We start from the raw sequence: 25262 nt of genomic DNA on the forward strand, positions 1-25262 counted from the left end.
GTACGTATTCGGCGAAGTATGAAATTCATATGTCATATGATAAACTTAGCAATAATTGGAGTAATTAAAGGAGCAATCTTATGTATAAAGCTATAGTATTTGATTTCGACGGTACCATAATAGATACTGAGAAACACTTATATGAAATAATTAATAAACATCTTTCATTTCATGGCGTGAAACCTGTAACACTTGAGTTTTACAGAAGTCACATTGGGGGACATGCGCAAGGGTTACATGACTATCTTGAACAACAAATTGGCATTGAGAAGAAACAAAAAATATATGATGAACATAATAATACGAGTCATGAATTAGATATTATCGACACAGTGTCTTCATTAATGAAATATTTAAAGCAACGACACATACCTATGGCGATTGCGACAAGTAGTTATAGGGAAGAAATTATGCCTACGATTCAAACGTTAGGTATTAACGATTATATTGATGTGATTGTAGGAAGAGAAGATGTTGAAGCGGTGAAACCAGACCCAGAGCTTTATTTAACGGCTGTACAACGCTTAAATTATTCACCTGCACACTGCTTAGCTATTGAAGATTCAGCTAATGGTGCTACTGGTGCAATGAATGCTGGGTTAGATGTAATTATTAATACAAATGAGATGACAGAAGCACAAGACTTTTCTGACATCGCTTATGTCGGCAAAGATTTAAGCTTTGAAGAGATAGTAAATACATTCTTTGAAGCGAATAAGGAGTAAATATGATGTCGTGGCAAATTATCATATTCTTTTTAGCAGGTCCTATTATCATAGGCATAGGAAATTTAGTATTAGGCCCTATATTTAGTAAACATATACCTTTTAAAGTTCAAGTGCGTTCTTTCGTTGTCGGTACAATGATCTATTTGATTTTAGCTACTATAGGCTATTACTTATTGTTACAAGGAAGAATATAAAGCACTCGTATGATAGTTAGTAAATAGAAAAGAGTGGGAGTGGGACAGAATTCTTTTAAATTCGTCGTCCCACTCCCTCTTTCTATAAAAATCTAGTTTTACGATTAGATTATGATTACCGCTTAATTCATAAATACTTTTAATATAATAGTGACGATTAATAAGACGATGAGAATTAAATCAATACCTACCATAATTGTATAACGTGTGGATTTTTGACCTTGTGATTTAGCTTGTTGCATCGCTTTATAATTAGGCACTAAACTTAGTATAAGTAAGACAATAATTAAAATGATACCTATTGTGACAGACATTATTTTGTACCTCCATTCTGTTTATCAATCCATTCCCAAATAAATCCTGCTAAAAGACCAACAATGAGACCCGCTATAACACCCATTTCCAGTGTAAAGAAGAGGGCACCTATAATTATGAAAAGAATTAAAGCGATTGGCAACGTAATGCCAAATTTTAACTTACGCTCATCTGAATTGAAAATTGTAAACACAGCAAAATATAATAAGAAAAAAGTTAAAGTTGCGATAATTGTTCTTATGATTAGTGGATTAACGGTATCATGATTGGCACTGAAATAGTTTAATAGAAAGAAAACGATGCCAAATATAATAGAAATTTTAACACTCTTTTTTAACAATGCTTGCATTCATTAATACTCCTTGTATTGATCAGTAAAAATTCTAACAAAAGTATATCACACTCTAAATTCATTTTACGACATTCCCATCAATCAAACGCATAGAAAATGATTATAAACAATTGAATTAAAAAAAGATTATTTGTAAAAGTGAAAAATCTCAATAAAAAATATTGTAAAAAGTAACTTTGTTTAAATGGCAAAAATACTGTAAAATCAAGGTTTTTAAAAATTTGAAAAGAGTTATTACAACAGTAATGGAAGCGATTTCAAAAAGTTGTAAAATTTATGTTTTAATTTTGTCAAATTATAGTATAATAACTTCATTAAGGTAAAGGAACTTTTAAGGGAAAAGAAGGAAAGCAAAAGAGGGTTTTCTGAAAGACAAAAGTATTCGAACCTTAGATTTAATAGAGATGGGGTTATTTTAATGGATAACAATGAATTACATAGGGGGCTAAGTGCACGTCAAATTAGAATGATCGCACTTGGTGGTACTATTGGTGTTGGTTTATTTATGGGAGCAACAAGTACGATTAAATGGACTGGTCCATCAGTTATTTTTGCGTATTTAATCGCAGGGATCTTTTTATTCTTAATCATGAGAGCAATGGGGGAAATGATTTACTTAAATCCAACTACTGGATCTTTCGCTACATTTGCGAGTGATTACATTCACCCTGCAGCAGGATATATGACAGCATGGAGTAATATCTTCCAATGGATTGTTGTAGGAATGAGTGAAGTTATTGCAGTGGGCGAGTATATGAATTATTGGTTCCCGAACTTGCCACAATGGATTCCTGGTGTCGTTGCCGTGCTGTTATTATTAGCAGCTAACTTAACTTCTGTTAAAGCATTCGGTGAATTTGAATTCTGGTTTGCAATGATTAAAGTTGTAACAATTATATTAATGATCATTGCTGGTTTAGGATTAATCTTCTTTGGAATTGGTAATGGTGGCCATGCGATTGGACTTTCAAATTTATGGTCTCATGGTGGCTTTATGCCTAATGGATTTGTAGGTTTCTTCTTTGCATTATCAATTGTTATTGGTTCTTACCAAGGCGTTGAATTAATTGGTATCACTGCCGGAGAAACAAAAGATCCTCAGAAAAATATTAAAAGTGCAGTAAACGGTGTTATCTGGCGTATATTAATTTTCTACATTGGTGCGATTTTCGTAATTGTTACTATCTATCCATGGGATCAATTAGGTGAAATCGGTAGCCCATTCGTAGCTACATTTGCTAAAATTGGTATCACTTTTGCAGCTGGATTAATTAACTTCGTTGTTTTAACTGCAGCATTATCTGGATGTAACTCAGGTATCTTTAGTGCAAGTCGTATGATCTTTACATTAGCTCAAAAAGGTCAAATGCCTAAAATCTTTACACGAGTTATGAAAAATGGTGTGCCATTCTATCCAGTATTAGCCATTGCTTTAGGTATCTTAGTAGGTGCGTTATTAAATGTTATTCTTCCTTTATTTATTAAAGGTGCGGATAGTATTTTCGTATATGTATATAGTGCATCTATATTACCTGGTATGATTCCTTGGTTTATGATTTTAATTAGTCACATTCGTTTCAGAAGATTGCATCCTGAGAAAGTTGAAGGTCATCCATTTAAAATGCCAGGTGGAACGTTTGCGAGTGCAATTACAATCTTATTCTTATTAATTGTATTAATTGGCATGTTATTCAACAAAGAAACAGTTGTTTCAGTTGTCATTGGTATTATTTTCTTAGCAGCGGTAACGACTTACTACTTCGTTCGTGGACATCACAAAAATGATGGATACCGTAAAGTTAAATAAGCGCATAAATCAATCAAATCAAACATCATCAACACATGATTCAAAATGGACTAAGACACAAAGTGCTTAGATTCATATGAAGGGGAGTGGTACAATGAATTTAAATCAATTCTGTACCGCTCTCTTTTTAACGCTTTTACCGAAAGAAAGCGTCGTAACAAAATGAGCTAAAACCCAAGTCATAATGTCTTGGTTACATTAAATAAGCCAGTAAGAGAATTTTTATTAAATTCACTTACTGGCTTTTCTATATCTTATTTCTTGTTTGAAAAGATTAATGCTTAAATTCCACATTTGATAAATGCTTACGATAATTATCAAGTGCCATTTTTGATTGCGTAATGAAATCTAATGACGTTTCATAATTTAATGCAATATAACGATAGAAAAGAACATCAATCGTAAACATCTGAGCAAATAAAGAAGTAGTTGCCCCCATACGCAATTCATTTTCGTCTGAATGGCCATACGTTAGAACAATATCAGAAAGCTTGGCTACATGATTATGCTCAGAACTTGAGATGGTAATAATTGGAATATGGTAATCTGAAACCACTTTGACCATCGCTCGAAGTTCACTTTGATCGCCGTTATTCGTTATAAATACTACACAATCATCTTTATCATGCGTAGACAACATCGTTGTGAATAAATGTGTTTCTTGTACAAGTTGAACATTTAGCCCAATACGCGATAATTTTTGATATAAATCCGTAGCACAGACGTATGATGCGCCATAGCCAAATATAAAAATCGTATTCGCACGTTTAAACTGTTTGCATATGTTATCTATTGTTGCATTATCCGCAAAGGTAGAACTCTTTTGAAGTGCTTCTTCTGCACGATGATATAACTTCTTTTTTAAAGTGTCTACCGACTCATTGTTAAGCAGTTCAATCTTATACGGTGTTTCCTGTTTAGGGAATAATGTTGCTAATTGTGTTCTGACTTCATGAAAGCTTTGATTAATTAATTTTTGGCTATATCGATTTAATGTTGAAACACTCATTTCCAGTTCTTCAGCAATCTCCTGATTCGACATGCGAATCACTTTATGTGGTGAGTTTAATATAAATCGTGATAATTTCTTTTCATTTTTAGAAAAAGAAGGATAATTGTCGTCGATTAAATATAAAATGTTTGTCATCTAATCACCTAGTTTATTTAAGTTTCTCATTTCTTTAGTCGTACCGAAAAAGTATGTGAAAATAAAACCACCTAGGTACGCAGATAGTAATCCTATAATGTAGCCTAAATATTTCTGATGTGCAATTAAAGGTAATAATGAAATACCACTAGGTCCTATTGCGGTAGCACCGATATGACCAATTCCACCGATAACAGCACCGCCAATACCACCACCGATACAAGCGGTAATAAAAGGTCGACCTAATGGTAAAGTCACACCATAAATAAGCGGTTCACCAATTCCTAAGAAACCAACAGGTAATGCACCTTTAATCGCATTTCTTAGTGTTGTATTGTGCTTACATCTTACCCATAAAGCTAAAGCTGCACCTACTTGTCCAGCACCAGCCATTGCTGCGATAGGTAGTAAGTAAGTTGCACCAGATTGATTAATTAATTCGATGTGTATCGGGGTGAATATATGATGTAAGCCTAACATAACAAGTGGTAAGAAGAACGCACCTATAATAAATCCGCTAAATATGCCACCTACACCAATGACCCAATTTACGACGCCCACCAAACCGTCAGATATAAATCCGGCAATAGGCATAATTAAGAATATCGTTAGCAAACCTATAATGAGTAATGAAATTGTTGGTGTTACGATAATATCTATCGCATTTGGAACGACTTTATGTAACTTTTTCTCAATCATACTTAATAACCATACTGCTAAGATAACCCCTATAATACCACCTTGACCTGCTAATAAAGGTTCACCAGTAAAGATATTTTTGATTGGGTTGTCTTCAGTAATACCTGTTAATAATGTGGTACCCCCAATAACACCACCTAAACCTGGTGTTGCACCGAATACTTTAGCAGCATTAAATCCAGTAAAGATAGCTAAATACGCTAACATACCATCTTTAATGACATTAAGTACGGCTACAAGCTGTTTGACCCAATCGGCTGAAATAGTGCCTGCTGTGATAAAGTTATTGAGTACTGCTGCAATACCACCAATTAAACCAGCACCTATAAATGCAGGGATTAATGGTATAAAGATGTTAGCAATAGACTTTAAAATCTTGTTTAGTTTACTTTGTTTGTGCTTTTGTTGATAGTCACTTTTATTTTCTTTAGCTTGCGCTTCAATATTAGACTTATTGCTATGATGGGGGATATCTTCTCCTAGTTGCACACCACTTAGCTTGACCATTTCAGCTGATACCTTATTAACTGTACCGGGTCCAACCACGACTTGAAGACGCTCATCTTGTACTACGCCGAGTACACCATCTATATTTTTAAGTTTTGAGTAATCAATTTTTGACTCATCATTTATTTTTAAACGCACACGTGTCATACAATGAATGATATTATCCACGTTATCAATGCCACCAACCGCATCTAAGATGTGATGGGCTAATTGTTGATCCTTATTCATATCATTGCCTCCTTAAGATTGAATTGCTTGTTTCACAATACCGTTATGCTTTACTAGTCTCGATTTAGCATCACTTTTCGTTGTGTCACATAGATTCATAACGATTGCAACTTTGATATCATTGTCGGCTTGTTGATATAGTGATTGCGCTTCTTCAAAAGTTAAGCCACAAATGTCTTCAATAATATGTATAGAGCGTTGTTCAAGTTTGTAATTTGTCGCCTTTAAGTCAACCATCAAGTTATCATACACTTTTCCAACACCAATCATAGTCATGGTTGATATCATATTAAGCACAAGCTTTTGTGCTGTGCCTGATTTTAGTCTCGTAGAGCCAGCTAATACTTCAGGTCCAACATTGACTTCAAGTGCATGATTGGCGATTGTACTGATGTCACTATTTGAATTGCATGATAGAGCGACTGTCATTGCATTGATTTCATTAGCGTACGTTAACGCTCCTTTAACATAAGGCGTACGTCCACTTGCGGAAATACCTATGACAACATCTTTATGATTTAAATGGATTGTTTTTAAATCGGTCATTCCCATTTCTACGTTATCTTCAGCACCTTCAATTGCTTCAGTCATAGCTTGTTGACCTCCAGCAATTAAACCGATTACTTCATTTGGCTGTGTATTAAAGGTTGGAACACATTCGGCTGCATCTAATACACCTAAACGACCACTTGTACCTGCTCCAATATATATAATGCGACCACCATCGCGAAATCGAGTGATGGTTGCTTCAATGACTTTATTTAACTGTGGCAGTATAGAGGCTACTGCTTTAGCTACTAATTGATCTTCTTGATTCATTGCTTTTAAAGCTTCAAAAATAGACATTTCATCTAAATGCATCGTTTGTGTATTTCTACTTTCAGTTGTTAAATGTTCCATTAGCGTTTCTCCTTTTCAGTAATAAATTCAAATGTGTCACCAGGTTGGATTAAGTCAATGATTGCTATATCTTCAGCACATATTGAAGCAACATGATTAATCGCTTTATGACTAGGCAAATCTGATTTAATAATTTGCAACTCACCTTCGTAACGTTTGTTAAGTGAATTATCCACTGTAATATCTCCTCTAGTACGATTATGATTCGACTGATTATTAGGAGGAATATTGACCTTTGTTGATCTAGAATACTTAGATCGTATGACATGTTCTGGTGCATCAAGACGAGATGTATGATGTTTGAAGATGAGTTGCTCGTATGATTCATCAAAATAAGTTAGACGAAGCTTGAAATGACGATGATCAATCATCTGCTGTAAAGCGATTGCCTCTGAGCGGGTGATAGCAGTGTCACCAATAAGAATATAGTTTAGTCTAGAATCAACTAAAGCTTGTGCAGATTGAAGTAACGTCATATGTCTGTGTTGCTCAATAGTTGGAAGTCCCTTGAACATTGGACCTCTAAAAGTAGTTCCAGGAATAAAGGCCATAATCGGAGCATGTTCATCATATTTTCGTATAAGTTCATTTTGTTGTTCAATGAAACTTAAAGCTAAACCTGTATCAGGTCTAGGGTAGTAATTATGGCAAAAATAAATTTTCGGTAATGATTTTTGATTGTAAAGTGTATCAAGGGTATGAGCGGTAATCGTACTAGCATTTAAACAACACTTTAAATGATGCTGATATAAGTCTTCTATTAAACTACGCTTAAAATCTTCATCTATTCTAATAACAAAATCCCCATTTGGAAATTGATCGAAAAAACGGTAAACGTTTTGATTCAGCAATGAAGGATTGATATCAATGATATAGGTTACTGATGTATCTTTTAGTAATTGACATAATTCTCCCAAATACGTCAATTTTGTCTCATCATTTTCCTCAGGTATTTGTAATGATGTGAAAATAACGTCATAACCATGATGAACCATATCTAAAATATAAGAAATATTTAATGGTTGACCTAAATAGACTGAGAAACCTAGCATGTGAATCCTCCTTAATTACTGTAATCACTTACAATTATAGCGTTTCACGTTTTTTATTACAATTTACATATATATTATATAATTTTTATATTTAATTGGTGAATCGCTACGTATTCAAAGATGAGATTGAATGACAGAATTGACGTTAATTTATAACTAAGAAAGATGCATAAAAGTTTGAAGAAATAATGGGCATCGATGGTTGTACAGGGGGAATGAAACTACTGGAACGCATTTGACAAGTGAACGAATGTTTGATGAATTTGATTTTGGCGTTGTTGTAAATCAATTAATATCGTTCCTTGTTGAAAATCATGTAACGGGTGTGAGGATAAATGATTTAGTAATTTATGATAAGTATGTTTGAGTTCAAGGGAAGATGATGTGTGACTGTTGTTAGCGTCATTTTGAAGTGTTAAAGCTAAATCAAGACTGAAATGATGAATCGAAGTATGATACGCGTCAATTTCTTGATTTAAGTACCGGTCATCCATTAGATAGTAATATCGTATCTTTTCGATGTGCGTGAGTAGCACAATGAGTTGTTGACGAATTTGAGTTAATTGATCCATGGTATGTGAAACTCCTTACTTTGAAGGTATTAAGTCATAAAAGAGGTAGAACGTAGAGGACCCAACCGAACATATTATTCAGTATGCTCGATTGGATTTAAAAATTGAGTATAATTTTGTATTGAAATATCGTATGTTTTAATCGTCTTTTCGAAGGAATAAGAAATATCATAAATATCGAGTACTGGTAGTTCCCGTGTTCGACCTAAACCGATTTCATATATAATTGCTAGCCATTCACCATTACGACATAGTAAACCAATAAATATCACATTTTCAGCAATAGTGTCATGATTATCATTGAAGTCAATCAGCATAACATTTCGTTCAGAACTATAGATTAATATGTCTGTAAATAGACGAGGTAAAGTAATTTGTTCTGTATCTTCAAATTTAATCAAGTCAGTCATATGGGTGAGTGATTTACGAACATGCGTGTTAGGTATATTGATAAGCTGATTAATTATAGATTCAATCTCTTTCGTATAAGGTAATGTTGAATAAGATTGGCTTTCTATTAAGGTTAAATATAGAGATACCAACTGCTGTTCATTAAAATGAATTTGTATTTTATCCTCAGTATTCTGAATTTGATAGCCACCATGTTTCCCTTTATGTGCGTATATTTGAACACCTTGATTTTCTAAATCAGCAATATCGCGACTAATTGTACGAACAGAAACATTTAAGTGTTGTGCCAATTCTGATGCATTGATTGTTTTGCCTTGTTGTATCAATGAAATAATTTGATTTTGGCGATCCAATTTCTTCAACATAAACACCACCTATAACCATTACATATTACATTAATTATAACATAACACTGATATTGAAGACATTTTGAGAATATTCGTAGATTATGTGTGTAAAATTAAACGTTTTTTATTTAGAAAACGCTTACAAATTAAAGTGTTTTATGCTAATATATTATTTGTAACAGGGGAGAACGAATTCAAACAAAGGGGTAGAAGCTATATAACAGATAGCTTGTTGTGAATCGTTCGAGTTACATCGAAACATCTTCAATATTTATTACTTACTTTCCTTTCTATTTGTCGGCTAGCAGATGACTAGCCGATTTTTTTGTGTCGCAATTTAAAAATACCTATGACAAATAAATACAGTAAGATACAATAAAGTGAAATAGATCGTTGAGGTGAAATGATGCAAAATGAACTTCATTATATAGATACACATATTATGAATTGGTTAACACACTTAGATGATGTTATTCCACAATTAATCAAAGATATGTCTACGGATACCAAACTAAATCGCTTTGATTTAGTTACTAATGTAGACAAGCAACTTCAAAACAAATTTGAAACGTATTTATCTGAATACTTTCCTGGACATCAATTGTTAGCTGAAGAAAAAGATAATGATACGATTCAGCCATACGAGGGTCATTTATGGATTATGGATCCAATTGACGGCACGGCAAATTTAGTTAAGCAACAAGAAGATTATTGTATTATTATTGCATATTTCGTTGATGGGGAACCTAAACTGTCGTACATATATGATTATCCTCATGATAAATTGTACAAGGCTGTAGCGGGTAAGGGGGCATATGTTAATGGTCAGCCATTATTGCCACCTCGTGAATTACAATTATGTGATGCAATCATTTCTTTTGGAACACAATATATAAATGATGATACAAGTAAAGCATTATATGATGCGTCATTTAGCGTGAGAAATATTGGATCATGTGGATTAGATTCAGTCAGAGTCATTAAAGGGCAATTTGGCGCACATATGAATACAAACCCTAAACCGTGGGATATAGCAGCACAATTTTTATTTGCAAAAGAATTAAATCTGGAAATGACACAATTAAATGGCGAACCGTTAGACTTTGCTAAGAGTGGTCCTTTCATTATTAGTAACCGTGGTTGTTATAAAGCTATTTTGGCTATTTTCAATCGAGATGGTGGCTATCATATTTAACACTCATAATCGCTAGTTTAAGAAAAGTTAGTTCTTAAGACGTATAGCAAGTTAATCATTTTAATATATAATTATAATATTAATTCATAAAAAAGAATAGGAGTGGTAGGATGCGTAGAACGCATAAACGAATGAGCCTGCCCGTAAAAATAGTTACATGGTTTATAGGGATATTGTTTGTACTAGCAATTGTAGCGACAATTTTTGTGGTGGCTAGTATTTTTATCACGAGTGGTAAGATTCATAATCCATTAAATAGACAACATTCAGAATTGAGATCAAAGAATATAAGTTTATCTAACGGTGACCCATTTACCATTGCATTATTTGGTGTTGACTCAGATGCACAACGTAAAAGTCAAAATGATGGTGAAAGAAGTGACACAATCATGCTTCTTTCTATTAATCCGAAGAAACAAACAACAGAAATCGTCAGTGTGCCTCGAGATACACAAGCTGACATTGTAGGTAAAGGTACAACAGAGAAAATCAATCATGCTTATGCTTATGGTGGGCCGACGATGGCTGTTAAATCATTAGAGAAACTAATGAATGTCCCTATCGATCATTATGCGACGGTTGATATGGATGGCTTACATGATATGATTGATGCTTTAGGTGGCGTCGATGTTACGAGTAATGATACTTTCACTACGAAAGGAACAAACTTTGTAAAAGGACAATCTACACACGTAGATGGTGATACTGCAATGGCCTTTATACGTAGTCGTAAAGAAGAGGGCGCTGGTGGAGATTTCGGTCGTCAAGAACGACAACAATTGATCCTTCAAGCGATGGCTAATAAGATGACAAGTGCGTCAGCATTGACACATTTCCCATCATTAATGAATCAAATCCAGAAAAATGTAAAAACAGATTTAACATTAAATGACATGAACGATATTAGAAAAAATTATAAAAATGCCAATGCAACAGTGAACCGTCATCAATTAGAAGGGCAAGGTGGCATTCAAGATGATGGCCTTTGGTACTTTATACCAAATGATGACTCAAAACAGAATGCTACAGATGTGTTAAATAATAACTTGTAAGCATAATGAGCGGGACAAAAGTTAAAATAAATGCGTTGTTCCACTCCTTTACTTTTGCCATTCAAGTAAACCTATACTTATAGAGGTAGGCGATCAAACTCAAAAGCGTTTGGTCCTACCTCTTTTTATATACTCTAAAAAATTAAAATATAATAAATCTTTAAAAATTAATTTTGTAGTAGTGGAATGTATTATTAATATTTAATTCTTTTAAAATTGCAAAAATTTATGAAACGCTTAACATTTAATGAAATAAGTAATACAATTAATGTAATTCTATGTTCAATATATGTGGGGTATTGGAATGGAATGGTTACGTCGTTAAAGTCATTTTACGGAAAATTTTAATATAGATGGGGTGGAGAGTATGCAAGAACATTTAATCGTCACGCTTGATGGCACAGATTATCTTGTAGAACCAGGAACAAGTTTGCTCGAGTTTATAAAATCTCGTGATACTTTCGTACCTTCAATTTGTTATAACGAGTCAATGGGACCAATCCAAACATGTGATACATGTATGGTCGAAATTGACGGCAAAATTGAACGTGCGTGTAGCACTGTTGTAGATCGACCTATGACAGTTAATACTCAAAATAGCGATGTGAAAGCGAGTCAAAAAGAAGCTTTAGATCGTATATTAGAAAAACACATGTTGTATTGTACAGTATGTGATTATAACAACGGTGACTGTGAAATACATAATGCCATGGATGCATGGGGGTTAGAGGAGCAGTCATACGAATATAAGACGAAGCCATATGAAAAAGACTATGGTCCATTTTATCGATATGACCCAGATCAATGTATTCTCTGTGGTCGATGTGTCGAAGCATGTCAGGATATCGAAGTAAATGAAACCATCTCAATCGACTGGAATCGTGAACATCCTAGAGTTATCTGGGATAATGATGTTCCAATTAATGAGTCATCATGTGTATCATGTGGTCAATGTGCAACTGTTTGTCCTTGTAATGCCATGATGGAAGTTAACATGGAGGGCAATGCTGGTTATATGACAGATACTGAACCAGGTTCATTAGCAGCAATGATTGATTTAACTAAGAAAGCTGAACCAGGTGATGGTCTATTATTCGCAGTATCAGATTCTGAAGCGGAAATGCGTAAAGAACGTATTAAGAAAACGAAAACGGTTTGTACATATTGTGGCGTAGGTTGCTCATTTGATGTATGGACTAAAGATAGAGAAGTGCTTAAAGTTCAACCATCACACGATTCACCAGCAAACAAAATTGCTACATGTGTGAAAGGTAAATTCTCTTGGGGTCATATTAATTCAGACCAACGTTTAACAAAACCGCTTGTGAGAAAAGACGGCGAGTTCCATGAAGTTGAATGGGATGAAGCATTGGATGTAATTGAATCTAACTTCAAACGTATTAAAGATGAATACGGTGGCGATCACCTAGCATTTATCGCATCTTCTAAAGGAACAAATGAAGAGTCATATTTAATGCAAAAACTTTCAAGACAAGTTTTCGGTTCTAACAATGTTGATAACTGCTCAAGATATTGTCAAGCTCCAGCTACAAAAGGCCTATTTAGAACAGTTGGTCATGGTGGGGACTCAGGCTCAATTGAAGATCTTGAAAAAGCAGCAATGACAGTTTTAATCGGTACCAATACTGCTGAAGCACACCCAGTTATTGCTTCAAGAATGAAACGTGCACAAAAATTATTCGGACAAAAAATGCATGTATTCGATATCAGAAAACATGAAATGGCAGAGCGTGCGGATGCCTTCTATCAACCGAAACCTGGTACGGATTTAGTATGGCTTGGTGCGGCTACGAAATACATCATTGATCATGATTTACATGATAAAGATTTCTTAAATGAATGGGTAGATAATTATGATGAATATTACAAATCATTAGAATTATTTACGATGGATTTTGCGGAAGAAGCAACTGGTATTCCAAAAGAACAAATCATTAGTTTTGCTGAAGAGGCTGCAAAAGCTGAATCAATGTCAATTTGTTGGGCAATGGGTGTTACGCAACAAGATATTGGTAGTGATACAAGTACAGCCATTTCTAACTTATTACTTGTCACAGGTAACTACAGAAAACCAGGTTCAGGTGCGTATCCGTTACGTGGTCACAATAACGTACAAGGTGCAAGTGACATGGGTAGTATGCCTGACCAATTCCCAGGCTATCAAAAAGTGGCCGACGATGAAGTTAGAGCGAAATTTGAAAAAGAATATGGTGTTGCATTAAACCCAACACCTGGACGTGACAATCACCAAATGATGGAAGGTATCCATAATGGAGATATTCAATCATTATACTTATACGGTGAAGATACAGGTATTGTAGATTCTAATATTAATTTTGTTCAATCAGCTTTAGAAAAAGTAGACTTCCTAGTAGTTCAAGATGAATTCTTAACATTTACAGCAACTTATGCAGACGTTGTCTTACCAGCAAGTCCATCATTAGAAAAAGATGGTACGTTCACAAATACAGAACGTCGTATTCAACGTATTAACAAAGCATTACAACCATTAGGTGAGTCTAAACCAGACTGGGAAATCTTCCAATTAATTGCACAACGTATGGGTGCGGATTGGAATTATAAACATCCAAGTGAAATCATGGATGAAATCGCGCGATTAACACCATCTTATTCAGGTGTAAGCTATGATCGATTACAAGGTTTCAACAGTCTTCAATGGCCAGTAGCACCAGACGGTACAGATGAACCAACGTTATATATGAATGGATTTAATTTTGAAAATGGTCGTGCTAAATTATTCCCATTAACATTTGATAACTTCTTTAAAGAAGACGAAGTGTATGACCTACATGTGAATAACGGTCGTTTACTTGAACATTTCCATGAAGGTAATATGACATATCAAACTGAAATGATTAAATATAAAATGCCTAATGCATTTGTTGAAATTTCACCAGAACTAGCAAAAGAACGTGATATTCATGAAGGTGCAGAACTACGATTGATTTCTGAAACTGGGGAAGCAACATTGATTGCCACAATCACCGATCGAGTTAAAGGTAAAGAAATTTATATTCCTTTAAATAATGATGCTATGTCAAATGGTGATTTAGGTGCTATCAATAAATTAACGAACAGTGATGTCGATCAATATACAGACACACCATCATATAAACGAACAAGTTGTCGTATGGAAGTATTGACACGTAAAGGTAAGTCACCATTAAATCCAACTAACTTCCGTGTCGATAAGCAACGTAATCCGCAATATAGTGTCCAAGTACAGAAAAAATGGGAACGTCCTGATTATGTTTTCCCGGGAAATGTGGTGGATAAATAATGGCTGAAAGAATAACAAAAATTAAACGTTTAGAGAAGTCTGAAGCGCAAATTAAACTTGAAAGTATTAATGAAGTCACAGATGCTATTGCTGAAAATAAAGATAGTATTTTAAAAGCAATTCGTATAGTGAAAGCTTTAGATGAGGCGAAAATTCTTGATTTAATGAATGGCGGCATTAGAGGTCGTCAAGTGATCATTAATAAATTTATGACCGAGCTTAATAAAGACTTATACGCAGGTTTAATTACAAATTTAGCACCAATGGTCTTTATGTTAGGAGAGCTCAATGTACAAGAATTAAGCCAATTCTTAAATAAACTGAATAAAGGCTTACATGTTGCAAATCAAGCTAATCCTAATGCTAAAACAAGTATTCGTAGTCTAATGGGTGTCCTTAAAGACGATGATATGAATCGTAGCTTAACATATATGCTTAACTTGCTGAAAGGTATGTCAAGAGACGAGAAATAATGTAATTAAAATAATAAGTAGGGAGTGAGACGATGAATTCAGTCTCACTCCTTACTTCGTTTCTTTAAATAAATTTATAAGTACTTTCAACTTAAATTATGGTAAGGTGGACTATATATTAATAAAAAGGGGTGAGAACAATTCATCCAAACGCAATTAAAATTATGACAGTGATTTCTAATGTGTTCATTATTTTAGGAATTATTTTTTTAGTGATGATGCAAATGGTGCTAGCAATTTCAATGTTTGCTGTATCACTGGCAATTAGTTTGGTTATCTTCAATGTGTTATTCAGAGACCGAACTGGCATGAAGATTGTCATCAACATATCGTTTGCGATTGTCTTAATTGTTATTATCATTACTTACTTATATTTATCTTAATTAGCTATATAAAGGATTGTCACTGACATGAAACAATTATCCCATTTACGTTTGCCAATCATATTGTTAGGCACTATCATCATTATTTTCATTGTTTTATTAATTATTAATCACTCGGATTTGTTGAAAAATGATCGCCATTATAGCTTTCAAGAAGCATTACAGAAACAAACAGATGCAAGTGTGTTAAATACAGTTGAAAGCAATGGTCAATTTGTGAATGCGAATAACCAAGACATAGAGAAGGCGATGCGCATATCACGAGATGATAATAACTTTAAATACATGGATATTTCTCAGCAAGTTCCAATGTCGAAACGAGAAGTAAATCAGATGCTAAAAGGATACGGTATTCTTGAAAATCAAGCCGATGCTTTTATAGAGGCGCAAGATAAATATAAAGTGAATATCATCTACTTAATAAGCCATGCACGTGTTGAAACGGCGAATGGTGAATCTAAACTTGCTAGTGGTATCAAAGATGGCAAGACACGCTATTATAATTTTTTTGGTGTAGGTGCCTTCGATGAAAATGCGATACATACAGGTAAAAGCTACGCGAAAGAAGCAGCATGGACGACACCACGCAAAGCCATACTAGGTGGTGCCAAATTTATTCGTGCGAACTATTTTGATAATGACCAAATTACGCTCTATCAAATGCGATGGAATCCTAAGAATCCAGGGCAGCATCAGTATGCGAGCGATATCTTATGGGCAGATCATATCGCAACATTTATGCAATCATATTATGATGAATTTGGTATTAAAAAAGATGATATTCGCAAAAACTTCTATACCTCTTGATTAGGTTAACAATTGCAGGATGTTACATTTCCAACTGCAATGATAAAGCATAGTTATGATAAAATTTAGTAGAATTTAATACTGAGGTGTAAATAAATGAAAATTGCAATAATTGGTGCAGGAATAGGTGGTTTAACCGCTGGTGCACTACTTTCAGAAAAAGGACATGACGTTTCTATCTTTGAAAGACAACCAAGCATTAGTGAAGTTGGCGCAGGGATAGGCATTGGTGATAATGTCATTAAGAAATTAGGAAAACATGACTTAGCTAAAGGCATCAAAAATGCGGGTCTAAACTTATCAGCGATGAATGTCCTTGATGACAAAGGAAACAGTTTATCTACTGTAAAATTAAAAGAAAACACATTAAATGTTACTTTAGCACGACAAACATTAATAGAACTCATAGAGTCTTATGTCAATCCTCAATGTATTTATACTGATTATGATGTCATTAAAGTTGATAATGTTGATCAACAAGTGCTAATTCACTTCTCTAACCATGCAAGTCAGCGTTTTGATTTATGTATAGGTGCAGATGGTATTCATTCTGTTGTTAGACAAGCCGTTCATCCGAATGCCAAGCTACTTTATCAAGGGTATACGTGTTTTCGTGGCTTAGTGGATGATGCGAATCTACAAAATACAGATACAGCTAATGAATATTGGGGAAAACGTGGTCGCGTAGGTATTGTCCCACTAATCAATAATCAAGCGTATTGGTTTATCACAATTAATGCGTCTGAAAAGGATTCAAAATATCAATCATTTGAAAAACCACATCTTCAAGCATATTTCAATAATTATCCAGAACCCGTACGCCATATTTTAGATAAACAGAGCGAAACAGGTATTCTGAAACATGATTTATATGATATGAAACCAATCAAATCATTTGTAAACCAACGGATACTATTGTTAGGAGATGCAGCACATGCAACAACACCTAATATGGGGCAAGGTGCAGGGCAAGCAATGGAGGATGCAATTGTATTAGCCAATTGCTTAGCTGAATACGATTTGGACAAAGCGTTAAAACGCTATGATAAGTTAAGGGTTAAACATACTACTAAAGTCATTAAACGTTCAAGAAAGATTGGTAAAATAGCTCAAAAAGATAACACATTAGCCATCTCATTACGCAATAGTGTAATGAAGCGAACACCTAAACGTTTATTAAGTAGACAAACTAAATTCTTATACAAAGCGAAAAGTAAATAAAAAATAAGACGGATACTGAAGTCATTGTACATGCTTAAGTGAGTACGAATACACTTAGCCATGACCTTTCAGTTTCCGTCTTTTTTCATATTTTAGATTACTTATTAACTATAAATTGAGGTGTGTCGCCACTTAATTTTTTGATTGTATCATTTGCAACGATTTTAGACATCATATCTCTAGCTTCGAATGTTGCATTACCAATGTGTGGTGTGATAACGACATTATCAAGTGATTTTAATCCGTCCGTAATGTCAGGTTCAAATTCATAAACATCTAATGCAGCGCCCTCGATTTCTTTTTCTTCTAAAGCTTTTACTAAAGCCTCTTCGTTTACAATAGGGCCACGACCTGCATTAATTAAATAGGCTGTTGACTTCATTCGTTTGAATTGCTCAGTATCAATCATATGATGTAAATCTGGATTATAGGCAGCATTAATCGTGATGAAGTCTGCATTTTCAAGTAATGTATTTAAATCTACGTATTTCGCGCCAATTTCGCGTTCTTTTTCTTTCTTTTGATGTGGACCAGTATATAAGACATCCATATCAAAAGCTTTCGCGCGTTTAGCTACTGCACTACCAATTTCTCCTAGACCAATAATACCAATTGTTTTACCTGATACTTCACGACCTCTGAAGAATAAAGGTGCCCAACCGTCAAAACCTTTAGTACGAGATAATTTATCACCTTCTACTATACGACGTGCAACGGCTAAAACAAGGCCAAATGTTAATTCAGCAGTTGATGCAGTTGATGCTTTAGGTGTATTTGTAACATCAATACCTTTTTCACGTGCGTATTTAATATCGATGTTATTAAATCCAGCACCATAGTTTGCAATGATTTTTAAGTTCGTTGCGCTATCAATTACTTCTTGATCCACATTCGTTGAAAGGATACTTATCAGTGCAGTAGCATCTTTGACGCCTTCTTTTAGCGTTTCCTTGTCAATGATGCCCTCACCCTCATACATTTCAACTTCAAAGTGTTCTTTAAGTAAATTTAATCCTACTTCAGGAATTGCGCCAGCGATATAAACTTTTTCCATGATACTCACTCCTTAACATTGTTTTCTCCTTAAGTATAATAAAAGAAGAAAACGTATACAAATGTAATTCATTTCATTTTATTGAATTATTTTGAGGCCAATTACAGAGAAAAGTATTAAGAAAATGAAGAATATACGGCTAAAATGTGTTGATTCTCTATAAAATATCATTCCTACAATAGCGCGCGCCTCCAGCAGTACCAATACCTGTCCAGATAGCGTAAGCAGTTCCCATTGGAATGGTTGCCATTGCCAGTTTTAAAGTACTAAAACTAAAAATGAATGTCACTGCCATCAAAATAATATAAATTTTTTGTTTTGAACGTGCAAATTGATTTAACCAAATGACACCAAGTACCTCTAGTAATCCCGCAATGAGTAAATATAGCCATGACATATTACATACCTCCCTGAGGCGTGTCGTTCGTTGATAATTTGAGGCCTATAATTCCTATTAACAATAGTAGTAACAAGCCCAGTTTCGTAATCGTAAATGGTTGACCAAAGAAAAGCATGTCAGCAATCACTGTACCAGCAGCTCCTATGCCTACAAACACCGCATAAACGGTCCCAACAGGTAGATGTCGAGAAGCGGAAATCATTAAATAGAAGCTTAATGCAATAAAGATTAAAGTGAATAGCCAAGTAACGAAATTATGCGCATTACTTAATCCTATTACCCAAACCACTTCAATCAGACCAGCAAAAATGACTTTAAGCCATTGCATAACCTAACACTCCTTATCTATAAAAGACTAATATGCTCATTCTCTCAAATCGTTGATTTAAATTCAATTTGAGAAACTTAAAAAAGCGTATGCTGTTAATGTTTAATTAACGAGGCATACGCTTTTAACTGATCATTATATATAGAAATTATGATAAGTGGATATAGTTATAAGCACTTGCTTGGCTTGCTGAAATGGTACGCGTATCTTTGACAAATGGTCCGCCAGTATAATTCATTTCTGAAACAGTTATAGAACCATCACTATTTACGCTCTCCACGTAAGCAACATGGCCATAAGTACCTTCAGATGTTTGTAGAATTGCGCCTTTTTCAGGTGTTTGATTTACCGTATAGCCAGCTGCTGAAGCTGCACTAGCCCAATTATTCGCATTTCCCCAAGTACTCCCAATGTTGCCACCAACTCTGTCATAAACATACCACGTACATTGGCCAGCTGTATATAAATTACCTGATGTTGAAGAAGTTGTTTGTGTTGATGACGTCGTCGTTGTTGAAGAACTACTAGATGACGTACTTCCGTCAGTTATTGAAGATGAAGTAGTGCTTTGATTATAGTTAAATGATTGTTGGTTAAATTGAGGTTGTTGATAACCGCCACCGAATTGATTGTGTTGTGGTGCTGGATTGTGATTATATTCCGCAGCATCCGCATGGTTAGCATTTAATCCTAATGCTGATACACCAATGCCTGCTGTTAAAGTTGAAATTGTAATGATTTTTTTCATAGTAAAAAGTCCTCCCAAAATATGATATTCAACAATAGGTTTAGTTAGCGATATGTTGAATAGACTTCGATTTGATTTTTTAGTCGCTCCCAACGACAATTCATACTTTAACAGATTCCAAACGCGTTATGTGCATTGTTACGTTTTCGTAAATGAAATACAAAAACCTTGAACAACTCCGTAATAAAGGGGTGCTCAAGGTTACGTAATGTAATAATGCTTGGAATATGCATGTATACTACATTATTCTTATATTTTGATAATGTTAATATATGATTTATGTTACAGGCATTTGTAACATTAGTTGTTACGCTATTTATTTAAAGAAACGAATTGATAATGGAACAACATACGCTTTTCCACTAAAATATTTCACACAAGCAACGATGTGGAATACGAAATATAAAATAGAAAGCACAAATAGCAAGATAGAAAGAATAAAGATTAATATTGTTACGATAATGATAACCGCTTCATTATTAACGGCATATATGAAGAATAAGGGAACAATACAAATTCCAATGACAGCACTCCAAATGAAATATGAAATGAGCATGTTAAAGTAATTTTTTCCAGCTTTATCAACTAATTGTGATTCATTACGTTTAATAGCCCAAATAATAATCGGACCAATAATAGAAGTAAAAAAGCCTAATAAGAAGACCAACATTGCCATTAAACGCGCATCTTGCTCATTATCCCTCTGAATCGGAGAGTTGTGTGATTGATTATCATATTCTGACATAATAATACTCCTTTCAACTTATAATCATGTATCACTATTAATATAACAAAGTTACTTTAAAATGATTAGTTAATTTTAAAATTAATTTAAATTAATTTAGTGTGTTTAATTTTTAAAAAATAGGATATAGTTTAGCGTTGTATAAAATTAAGTACTAATTTTTTTAGTAATGATTCATATGAATGATTTGGCAGTAGCTGACTGAATAAAAATGATGATGGCTTTAGTTTATTTTTATTCTAGCCAACTTTGCCCGGGAGCGGGACTTGGAAACAGACAGTTATTTTGGACTGTCTTTTCAAGGTTATATAGAAATCTAGTGAAGCGATGTAGATTTCTAACCTGCTCCCTTTATTTTTAATCAAAATGAGAGACAATAAGATAGTTTGAAAGGAAGTTATAATTATGAAAATAGCAGTAGTAGGATCAGGTAATGGTGCAGTAACAGCGGCAGTAGATATGGTAAATCAAGGCCATGATGTGAAATTATACTGTCGAAATTCATCTATTAAAAAGTTTGATCATGCATTAGAAAAGGGTGGCTTTGATTTTAACAATGAAGGTGCCGAATCATTTGTACCGTTTACTGAAATCAGTGATGACATTGAATATGTCTTGAAAGACGCTGAACTTGTTCAAGTGATTATTCCTTCATCTTATATTGAATACTATGCGGAAATAATGGCTGAGCACGTGACGAATGATCAACTGATCTTCTTTAATATTGCAGCAGCGATGGCTTCAATCCGTTTTATTAATGTACTTGAAGATAGACATATCGAGGTTCAGCCTAAGTTTGCTGAAGCTAATACGCTAACGTACGGTACGCGTGTAGACTTTGAAGCAGCACGAGTAGATTTATCACTCAATGTACGTAAGGTGTTCTTCTCTACTTATAATAAGAAAGAACTTAGTGACAGCTTTGAAAAAGTGAGTCAAGTTTATCCATACCTGGTTAAAGAAGAAAACTTATGGAAGACAAATTTAGAAAACGGAAATCCAGAAGTACATCCTGGGCCAACATTATTAAATGTAGGTCGAATCGATTATGCAGATTCATTTGCCTTGTATAAGGAAGGAATCACGAAACACACTGTCAGATTATTACATGCGATTGAATTAGAACGTTTAACGTTAGGTCGTAAATTAGGGTTTGAACTTTTAACAGCGAAAGAGGCACGTATACAAAGAGGATATTTAGAGCGTAAAGATGAAGATGAACCATTAAATCGACTCTTTAATACGAGTCCTGTTTTCTCTCAAATTCCTGGACCTAATTCAGTTCAAAATCGTTACTTAACAGAAGATATCGCATATGGCTTAGTGCTATGGTCAAGTCTAGGACGAGCAATCGATGTTGAGACACCCAATATCGATGCGGTTATCATGATTGCGTCTACAATTTTAGAACGTGACTTTTTCGAAGAAGGTCTTAAAGTTGAAGAACTTGGTTTAGAAAAACTCGGTTTAGAATAATGAAAAGTTGAATAAACGATGTATACATGCATATTTAATATTTAAGTAATCATTCAAATAAACATCTAGCTGTGAAAAGAGGTCATTAATCTAATAGAAACGAGGAATGTGTATGAAAAGACAGCCATCGTTCTGGGAAGCAATATCTACAATCGTCGTTATGGTTCTTGTCGTAACAATCGGATTTATAAAATTTAATATTCCAATTCAAGTGCTATTACTTATATCTTCTGCCTATGCTGCTTTAATTGCTTGGCGTGTAGGATTAAAGTGGGAAGATTTGGAAGAAGGCATTACTCGAAGGCTAACAACGGCTATGCCTGCAATATTTATCATCTTAGCTGTAGGCATTATTGTTGGTAGTTGGATGTATTCTGGAACTGTACCAGCTTTAATTTATTACGGTTTGAAATTTTTAAATCCACATTATTTTTTAGTTTCTGCATTTATCATTTCAGCAATTTGTAGTTTAGCCACAGGGACAGCATGGGGCTCTGCGTCTACTGCGGGTATTGCTTTGATATCTATTGCACATCAGCTGAATATCGACTTAGGTATGGCAGCAGGTGCTATTATTGCAGGTGCAGTTTTTGGTGATAAAATGTCACCATTATCAGATACGACCAACTTGGCTGCCTTAGTCACTAAGGTGAATATCTTTTCTCACATTAGGGCAATGATGTGGACGACCATACCGGCATCAATGATAGGGTTAATCGTATGGTTCTTTGCAGGATTAAATTCAAAAGGTGCAGTCAATACAAAGCAAATACATCAATTATTAAATGAACTTGATGGTATATATCATATTAATATATGGGTGTGGATACCTTTGTTAGTTATCATTATTTGCTTAGTGTGTCGAGTATCCACAGTACCCTCTATGTTAGCATCTAGTTTGAGTGCTGTTATTGTAGGTACATTAAATCATCACTTTATTATGGTTGATGGATTTAAAGCTATGTTTAACGGTTTTACACCTGCAATGACTGGTCATACCAATCTCTCTAACAATGCGACGTCGTTATTAGAACAAGGTGGCATGATGAGTATGACAGAAATACTTGTTACAATTTTCTGTGGCTATGCTTTCGCAGGTATTGTAGAGACATCAGGATGTTTAGATGTCATGTTAAATACAGTATCTAAAGGTGTAAAATCAGTGGGTACGTTAATTTTAATAACAGTGGTATGTTGCTTAATGTTAGTTTTTGCTGCTGGTGTAGCATCTATAGTCATTATCATGGTGGGTGTCTTAATGAAAGATATGTTTGTCGAAATGGATTTGGATAAAACTAATTTATCAAGAACATTAGAAGATTCTAGTACGATGGTATTGCCGTTAATACCTTGGGGAACTTCAGGAATTTATTACACACAACAATTGGGTGTATCCGTAGATCAATTCTTTATTTGGACAGTGCCGTGTTACTTATGTGCAATTCTAGCTATTGTTTATGGATTTTCAGGACTTGGTATTCGTAAATTAAACAACAAAAGTTATGTAAAAAATTCGTAAAAATATGTTTAATCATTTGTCAAAAGGATATATTCAAGTATGTTAAAACATTACATAGATATTTTTGTAGCGATGATATCTAATGCATTAAAGTTTTAACTGTAAATATCCTCAAAATATTTCATAGTAGTGGGTTCAATTTTTGTAGCGAGAATTGGATCCATGAACGATGACAAACGAATTTATTATTAGCACCATTATAGTAAAAGATATAACAAAGCAAGAAAGAATGAATTTGTTGGACATACATTAAGATTGGAAAGTATGAAGTGTTACTTTCCAATCTTTTTTAATACGCTCAATTATATATCCAACAGTTCACAATATTATTAAACTTGTGCACATTAAAAAGGTCAGTAAATGTATTTTAAGAAATTCATTTACTGACCTTAATTTATTCGTTATACATAAAATTAGTGAATGTAGTTGTATGCAGCAGCTTGGCTAGCTGAGATAGTACGTGAAGTAACAACACCAGCACCGTGACCGTAGTTCATTTCTGATACAGTAACTGAACCGTCACTACCAACGCTTTCAACATATGCTACGTGACCGTAAGCACCTTGAGAAGTTTGTAAAATAGCACCAGCTGATGGTGAATTGTTTACAGTGTAACCTGATGCAGCTGCAGCGCTTGCCCAGTTATTAGCATTGCCCCAAGTAGAACCGATTTTACCGCCTACTCTATCAAATACATAGTATGTACATTGACCAGCAGTGTATAAGTTACTACCTGAACTTGAAGCTCTTGAAATTGACACACCATTTGATTGTGATGATGGCGCAGTAGTTGTAGTTACTTTAATGTTACGATCTGAAGTTGAGTAGCTTGCACCTAAACCACCAGTTTGTTGTGTGTTTGAACTATATGATTGTGTGTTATTACCATAGTAATTGTAGTTATAGTTGTTATAGTTATTGTAATTATTGTAGTTATAAGAATAGTTGTAGTTTGAATAATTTGATTGACTAGAGTGATTTACTTGATTTGGGCTCCAGTTACCTTTCCAAGTGTAATGATAGTTACCTTGTTGGTCGATAGTGTAAGAGTAGCTGTATGAAGTTGGATCATTTGGATTGTAGCCTTGTTCAGCTGCATGTGCCTCATGACCATGTCCAGCGATAGCGATTGTTGCAACTCCTGCAGTAGCGATTGTAGCTGTAGCGATTTTTTTCATTGTAAAATTTCCTCCTGAGAATTAAATTAATATTTTATATTTAATAGTCATTTGATGACCCTTAAGTCCAGTTTTTAATAAGTTTCTTAACGACAAGACATA

At 34.3% G+C, this 25262-nt stretch carries 25 protein-coding genes and 1 pseudogene; 12 read left to right on the forward strand and 14 right to left on the reverse strand.

Annotated features, from left to right (window positions below; translation table 11 throughout):
• The first annotated feature begins 80 nt into the window (after nt 1–80).
• Complete coding sequence (locus KA878_RS08550) at nt 81–725, forward strand: HAD family hydrolase (protein ID WP_193839039.1); 645 nt, start codon at nt 81–83, stop codon at nt 723–725.
• A gap of 5 nt (nt 726–730) precedes the next feature.
• Nucleotides 731–922: a hypothetical protein gene (locus KA878_RS08555; protein WP_053028613.1), complete on the forward strand. Its 192-nt coding sequence runs from the start codon at nt 731–733 to the stop codon at nt 920–922.
• A gap of 122 nt (nt 923–1044) precedes the next feature.
• Here KA878_RS08555 and KA878_RS08560 read toward each other — a convergent pair whose 3' ends face one another.
• Nucleotides 1045–1236 (reverse strand): hypothetical protein, encoded by a 192-nt coding sequence (locus KA878_RS08560; RefSeq protein ID WP_053028612.1) that lies wholly within the window; start codon nt 1234–1236, stop codon nt 1045–1047.
• Nucleotides 1236–1586 carry a hypothetical protein gene (locus KA878_RS08565; protein ID WP_193839040.1) on the reverse strand — a complete coding sequence of 117 codons (351 nt, stop codon included), beginning with the start codon at nt 1584–1586 and terminating at the stop codon, nt 1236–1238. The genes KA878_RS08560 and KA878_RS08565 overlap by 1 nt, the downstream gene beginning before the upstream one ends.
• Before the next feature lie 421 nt (nt 1587–2007).
• Between KA878_RS08565 and KA878_RS08570 the strand changes: the two genes are divergently transcribed.
• On the forward strand, nt 2008–3396 hold the full coding sequence (locus KA878_RS08570) for an amino acid permease (protein ID WP_075108046.1): 1389 nt from the start codon (nt 2008–2010) through the stop codon (nt 3394–3396).
• Nucleotides 3397–3670: 274 nt separating this feature from the next.
• Here KA878_RS08570 and KA878_RS08575 read toward each other — a convergent pair whose 3' ends face one another.
• The 6 genes from KA878_RS08575 to KA878_RS08600 all read right to left on the reverse strand — a co-directional run bounded on the left by KA878_RS08575 (nt 3671) and on the right by KA878_RS08600 (nt 9274).
• Nucleotides 3671–4543, reverse strand: coding sequence for a MurR/RpiR family transcriptional regulator (locus KA878_RS08575; protein WP_053028609.1), 873 nt, complete (start codon nt 4541–4543; stop codon nt 3671–3673).
• Nucleotides 4544–5977: a PTS transporter subunit EIIC gene (locus KA878_RS08580; RefSeq protein WP_193839041.1), complete on the reverse strand. Its 1434-nt coding sequence runs from the start codon at nt 5975–5977 to the stop codon at nt 4544–4546.
• 12 nt (nt 5978–5989) lie between these two features.
• On the reverse strand, nt 5990–6877 hold the full coding sequence (murQ, locus tag KA878_RS08585) for an N-acetylmuramic acid 6-phosphate etherase (protein ID WP_193839042.1): 888 nt from the start codon (nt 6875–6877) through the stop codon (nt 5990–5992).
• Entirely contained in the window at nt 6877–7929 is a 1053-nt protein-coding gene (locus KA878_RS08590; RefSeq protein ID WP_193839043.1) for a MupG family TIM beta-alpha barrel fold protein, read from the reverse strand. Before KA878_RS08590 ends, murQ begins: the two co-directional genes overlap by 1 nt.
• Before the next feature lie 221 nt (nt 7930–8150).
• Nucleotides 8151–8501 carry a hypothetical protein gene (locus KA878_RS08595; RefSeq protein ID WP_193839044.1) on the reverse strand — a complete coding sequence of 117 codons (351 nt, stop codon included), beginning with the start codon at nt 8499–8501 and terminating at the stop codon, nt 8151–8153.
• Between the two features lie 74 nt (nt 8502–8575).
• Complete coding sequence (locus KA878_RS08600) at nt 8576–9274, reverse strand: helix-turn-helix transcriptional regulator (protein ID WP_193839955.1); 699 nt, start codon at nt 9272–9274, stop codon at nt 8576–8578.
• Nucleotides 9275–9662: 388 nt separating this feature from the next.
• On the opposite strand from KA878_RS08600, the gene KA878_RS08605 reads away from it, so the two are divergent.
• From KA878_RS08605 to KA878_RS08635, 7 genes are all read left to right on the forward strand, one after another.
• A complete protein-coding gene (locus tag KA878_RS08605; RefSeq protein ID WP_193839045.1) occupies nt 9663–10454 on the forward strand; it encodes an inositol monophosphatase family protein in 792 nt (263 codons plus the stop codon).
• Between the two features lie 110 nt (nt 10455–10564).
• The gene (locus tag KA878_RS08610) at nt 10565–11506 is read left to right on the forward strand and encodes an LCP family glycopolymer transferase (RefSeq protein WP_193839046.1); all 942 of its coding nucleotides are present in this window, start codon (nt 10565–10567) and stop codon (nt 11504–11506) included.
• A gap of 367 nt (nt 11507–11873) precedes the next feature.
• Nucleotides 11874–14828, forward strand: coding sequence for a formate dehydrogenase subunit alpha (gene fdhF, locus KA878_RS08615; RefSeq protein ID WP_070855310.1), 2955 nt, complete (start codon nt 11874–11876; stop codon nt 14826–14828).
• Complete coding sequence (locus KA878_RS08620; protein ID WP_053028601.1) at nt 14828–15301, forward strand: helical membrane plugin domain-containing protein; 474 nt, start codon at nt 14828–14830, stop codon at nt 15299–15301. The genes fdhF and KA878_RS08620 overlap by 1 nt, the downstream gene beginning before the upstream one ends.
• Nucleotides 15302–15465: 164 nt before the next feature.
• Complete coding sequence (locus KA878_RS08625; RefSeq protein WP_053029047.1) at nt 15466–15684, forward strand: hypothetical protein; 219 nt, start codon at nt 15466–15468, stop codon at nt 15682–15684.
• A 27-nt stretch (nt 15685–15711) separates the two neighbouring features.
• A complete protein-coding gene (locus KA878_RS08630) occupies nt 15712–16491 on the forward strand; it encodes an N-acetylglucosaminidase (RefSeq protein ID WP_193839047.1) in 780 nt (259 codons plus the stop codon).
• Nucleotides 16492–16587: 96 nt separating this feature from the next.
• Entirely contained in the window at nt 16588–17712 is a 1125-nt protein-coding gene (locus tag KA878_RS08635) for an FAD-dependent monooxygenase (protein WP_193839048.1), read from the forward strand.
• Between the two features lie 97 nt (nt 17713–17809).
• Here the strand turns inward: KA878_RS08635 and KA878_RS08640 are convergent, their stop codons facing one another.
• The 5 genes and pseudogenes from KA878_RS08640 to KA878_RS08660 all read right to left on the reverse strand — a co-directional run bounded on the left by KA878_RS08640 (nt 17810) and on the right by KA878_RS08660 (nt 20987).
• A complete protein-coding gene (locus KA878_RS08640) occupies nt 17810–18766 on the reverse strand; it encodes a 2-hydroxyacid dehydrogenase family protein (protein ID WP_193839049.1) in 957 nt (318 codons plus the stop codon).
• Nucleotides 18767–18844: 78 nt separating this feature from the next.
• A pseudogene (locus KA878_RS08645) lies at nt 18845–19163 on the reverse strand (DMT family transporter).
• 1 nt (nt 19164) lies between these two features.
• Nucleotides 19165–19494 (reverse strand): DMT family transporter, encoded by a 330-nt coding sequence (locus KA878_RS08650; protein ID WP_075108035.1) that lies wholly within the window; start codon nt 19492–19494, stop codon nt 19165–19167.
• 148 nt (nt 19495–19642) lie between these two features.
• Nucleotides 19643–20242 (reverse strand): CHAP domain-containing protein, encoded by a 600-nt coding sequence (locus KA878_RS08655; RefSeq protein ID WP_193839050.1) that lies wholly within the window; start codon nt 20240–20242, stop codon nt 19643–19645.
• A gap of 316 nt (nt 20243–20558) precedes the next feature.
• Nucleotides 20559–20987 carry a magnetosome magnetite crystal formation protein family gene (locus tag KA878_RS08660; protein WP_053028594.1) on the reverse strand — a complete coding sequence of 143 codons (429 nt, stop codon included), beginning with the start codon at nt 20985–20987 and terminating at the stop codon, nt 20559–20561.
• 405 nt (nt 20988–21392) lie between these two features.
• On the opposite strand from KA878_RS08660, the gene KA878_RS08665 reads away from it, so the two are divergent.
• Nucleotides 21393–22463 carry an NAD/NADP-dependent octopine/nopaline dehydrogenase family protein gene (locus KA878_RS08665; protein ID WP_193839051.1) on the forward strand — a complete coding sequence of 357 codons (1071 nt, stop codon included), beginning with the start codon at nt 21393–21395 and terminating at the stop codon, nt 22461–22463.
• Between the two features lie 112 nt (nt 22464–22575).
• Complete coding sequence (gene nhaC / locus KA878_RS08670; RefSeq protein ID WP_193839052.1) at nt 22576–23982, forward strand: Na+/H+ antiporter NhaC; 1407 nt, start codon at nt 22576–22578, stop codon at nt 23980–23982.
• A 413-nt stretch (nt 23983–24395) separates the two neighbouring features.
• On the opposite strand, the gene KA878_RS08675 is transcribed toward nhaC, so the two are convergent.
• Nucleotides 24396–25160 (reverse strand): CHAP domain-containing protein, encoded by a 765-nt coding sequence (locus KA878_RS08675; protein ID WP_053028591.1) that lies wholly within the window; start codon nt 25158–25160, stop codon nt 24396–24398.
• Nucleotides 25161–25262 lie beyond the last annotated feature (102 nt).

Source organism: Staphylococcus sp. GDY8P57P (assembly GCF_017892585.1).
Classification (GTDB): domain Bacteria; phylum Bacillota; class Bacilli; order Staphylococcales; family Staphylococcaceae; genus Staphylococcus; species Staphylococcus borealis.

What these genes read in the sequence shown, in the direction of transcription:
- KA878_RS08550 (WP_193839039.1), top strand. Translation starts at nt 81, where the DNA reads ATGTATAAAGCTATAGTATTTGATTTCGACGGTACCATAATAGATACT.
- KA878_RS08555 (WP_053028613.1), top strand. Translation starts at nt 731, where the DNA reads ATGTCGTGGCAAATTATCATATTCTTTTTAGCAGGTCCTATTATCATA.
- KA878_RS08560 (WP_053028612.1), bottom strand. Translation starts at nt 1,236, where the DNA reads ATGTCTGTCACAATAGGTATCATTTTAATTATTGTCTTACTTATACTA.
- KA878_RS08565 (WP_193839040.1), bottom strand. Translation starts at nt 1,586, where the DNA reads ATGCAAGCATTGTTAAAAAAGAGTGTTAAAATTTCTATTATATTTGGC.
- KA878_RS08570 (WP_075108046.1), top strand. Translation starts at nt 2,008, where the DNA reads ATGGATAACAATGAATTACATAGGGGGCTAAGTGCACGTCAAATTAGA.
- KA878_RS08575 (WP_053028609.1), bottom strand. Translation starts at nt 4,543, where the DNA reads ATGACAAACATTTTATATTTAATCGACGACAATTATCCTTCTTTTTCT.
- KA878_RS08580 (WP_193839041.1), bottom strand. Translation starts at nt 5,977, where the DNA reads ATGAATAAGGATCAACAATTAGCCCATCACATCTTAGATGCGGTTGGT.
- murQ (WP_193839042.1), bottom strand. Translation starts at nt 6,877, where the DNA reads ATGGAACATTTAACAACTGAAAGTAGAAATACACAAACGATGCATTTA.
- KA878_RS08590 (WP_193839043.1), bottom strand. Translation starts at nt 7,929, where the DNA reads ATGCTAGGTTTCTCAGTCTATTTAGGTCAACCATTAAATATTTCTTAT.
- KA878_RS08595 (WP_193839044.1), bottom strand. Translation starts at nt 8,501, where the DNA reads ATGGATCAATTAACTCAAATTCGTCAACAACTCATTGTGCTACTCACG.
- KA878_RS08605 (WP_193839045.1), top strand. Translation starts at nt 9,663, where the DNA reads ATGATGCAAAATGAACTTCATTATATAGATACACATATTATGAATTGG.
- KA878_RS08610 (WP_193839046.1), top strand. Translation starts at nt 10,565, where the DNA reads ATGCGTAGAACGCATAAACGAATGAGCCTGCCCGTAAAAATAGTTACA.
- fdhF (WP_070855310.1), top strand. Translation starts at nt 11,874, where the DNA reads ATGCAAGAACATTTAATCGTCACGCTTGATGGCACAGATTATCTTGTA.
- KA878_RS08620 (WP_053028601.1), top strand. Translation starts at nt 14,828, where the DNA reads ATGGCTGAAAGAATAACAAAAATTAAACGTTTAGAGAAGTCTGAAGCG.
- KA878_RS08625 (WP_053029047.1), top strand. Translation starts at nt 15,466, where the DNA reads ATGACAGTGATTTCTAATGTGTTCATTATTTTAGGAATTATTTTTTTA.
- KA878_RS08630 (WP_193839047.1), top strand. Translation starts at nt 15,712, where the DNA reads ATGAAACAATTATCCCATTTACGTTTGCCAATCATATTGTTAGGCACT.
- KA878_RS08635 (WP_193839048.1), top strand. Translation starts at nt 16,588, where the DNA reads ATGAAAATTGCAATAATTGGTGCAGGAATAGGTGGTTTAACCGCTGGT.
- KA878_RS08640 (WP_193839049.1), bottom strand. Translation starts at nt 18,766, where the DNA reads ATGGAAAAAGTTTATATCGCTGGCGCAATTCCTGAAGTAGGATTAAAT.
- KA878_RS08650 (WP_075108035.1), bottom strand. Translation starts at nt 19,494, where the DNA reads ATGCAATGGCTTAAAGTCATTTTTGCTGGTCTGATTGAAGTGGTTTGG.
- KA878_RS08655 (WP_193839050.1), bottom strand. Translation starts at nt 20,242, where the DNA reads ATGAAAAAAATCATTACAATTTCAACTTTAACAGCAGGCATTGGTGTA.
- KA878_RS08660 (WP_053028594.1), bottom strand. Translation starts at nt 20,987, where the DNA reads ATGTCAGAATATGATAATCAATCACACAACTCTCCGATTCAGAGGGAT.
- KA878_RS08665 (WP_193839051.1), top strand. Translation starts at nt 21,393, where the DNA reads ATGAAAATAGCAGTAGTAGGATCAGGTAATGGTGCAGTAACAGCGGCA.
- nhaC (WP_193839052.1), top strand. Translation starts at nt 22,576, where the DNA reads ATGAAAAGACAGCCATCGTTCTGGGAAGCAATATCTACAATCGTCGTT.
- KA878_RS08675 (WP_053028591.1), bottom strand. Translation starts at nt 25,160, where the DNA reads ATGAAAAAAATCGCTACAGCTACAATCGCTACTGCAGGAGTTGCAACA.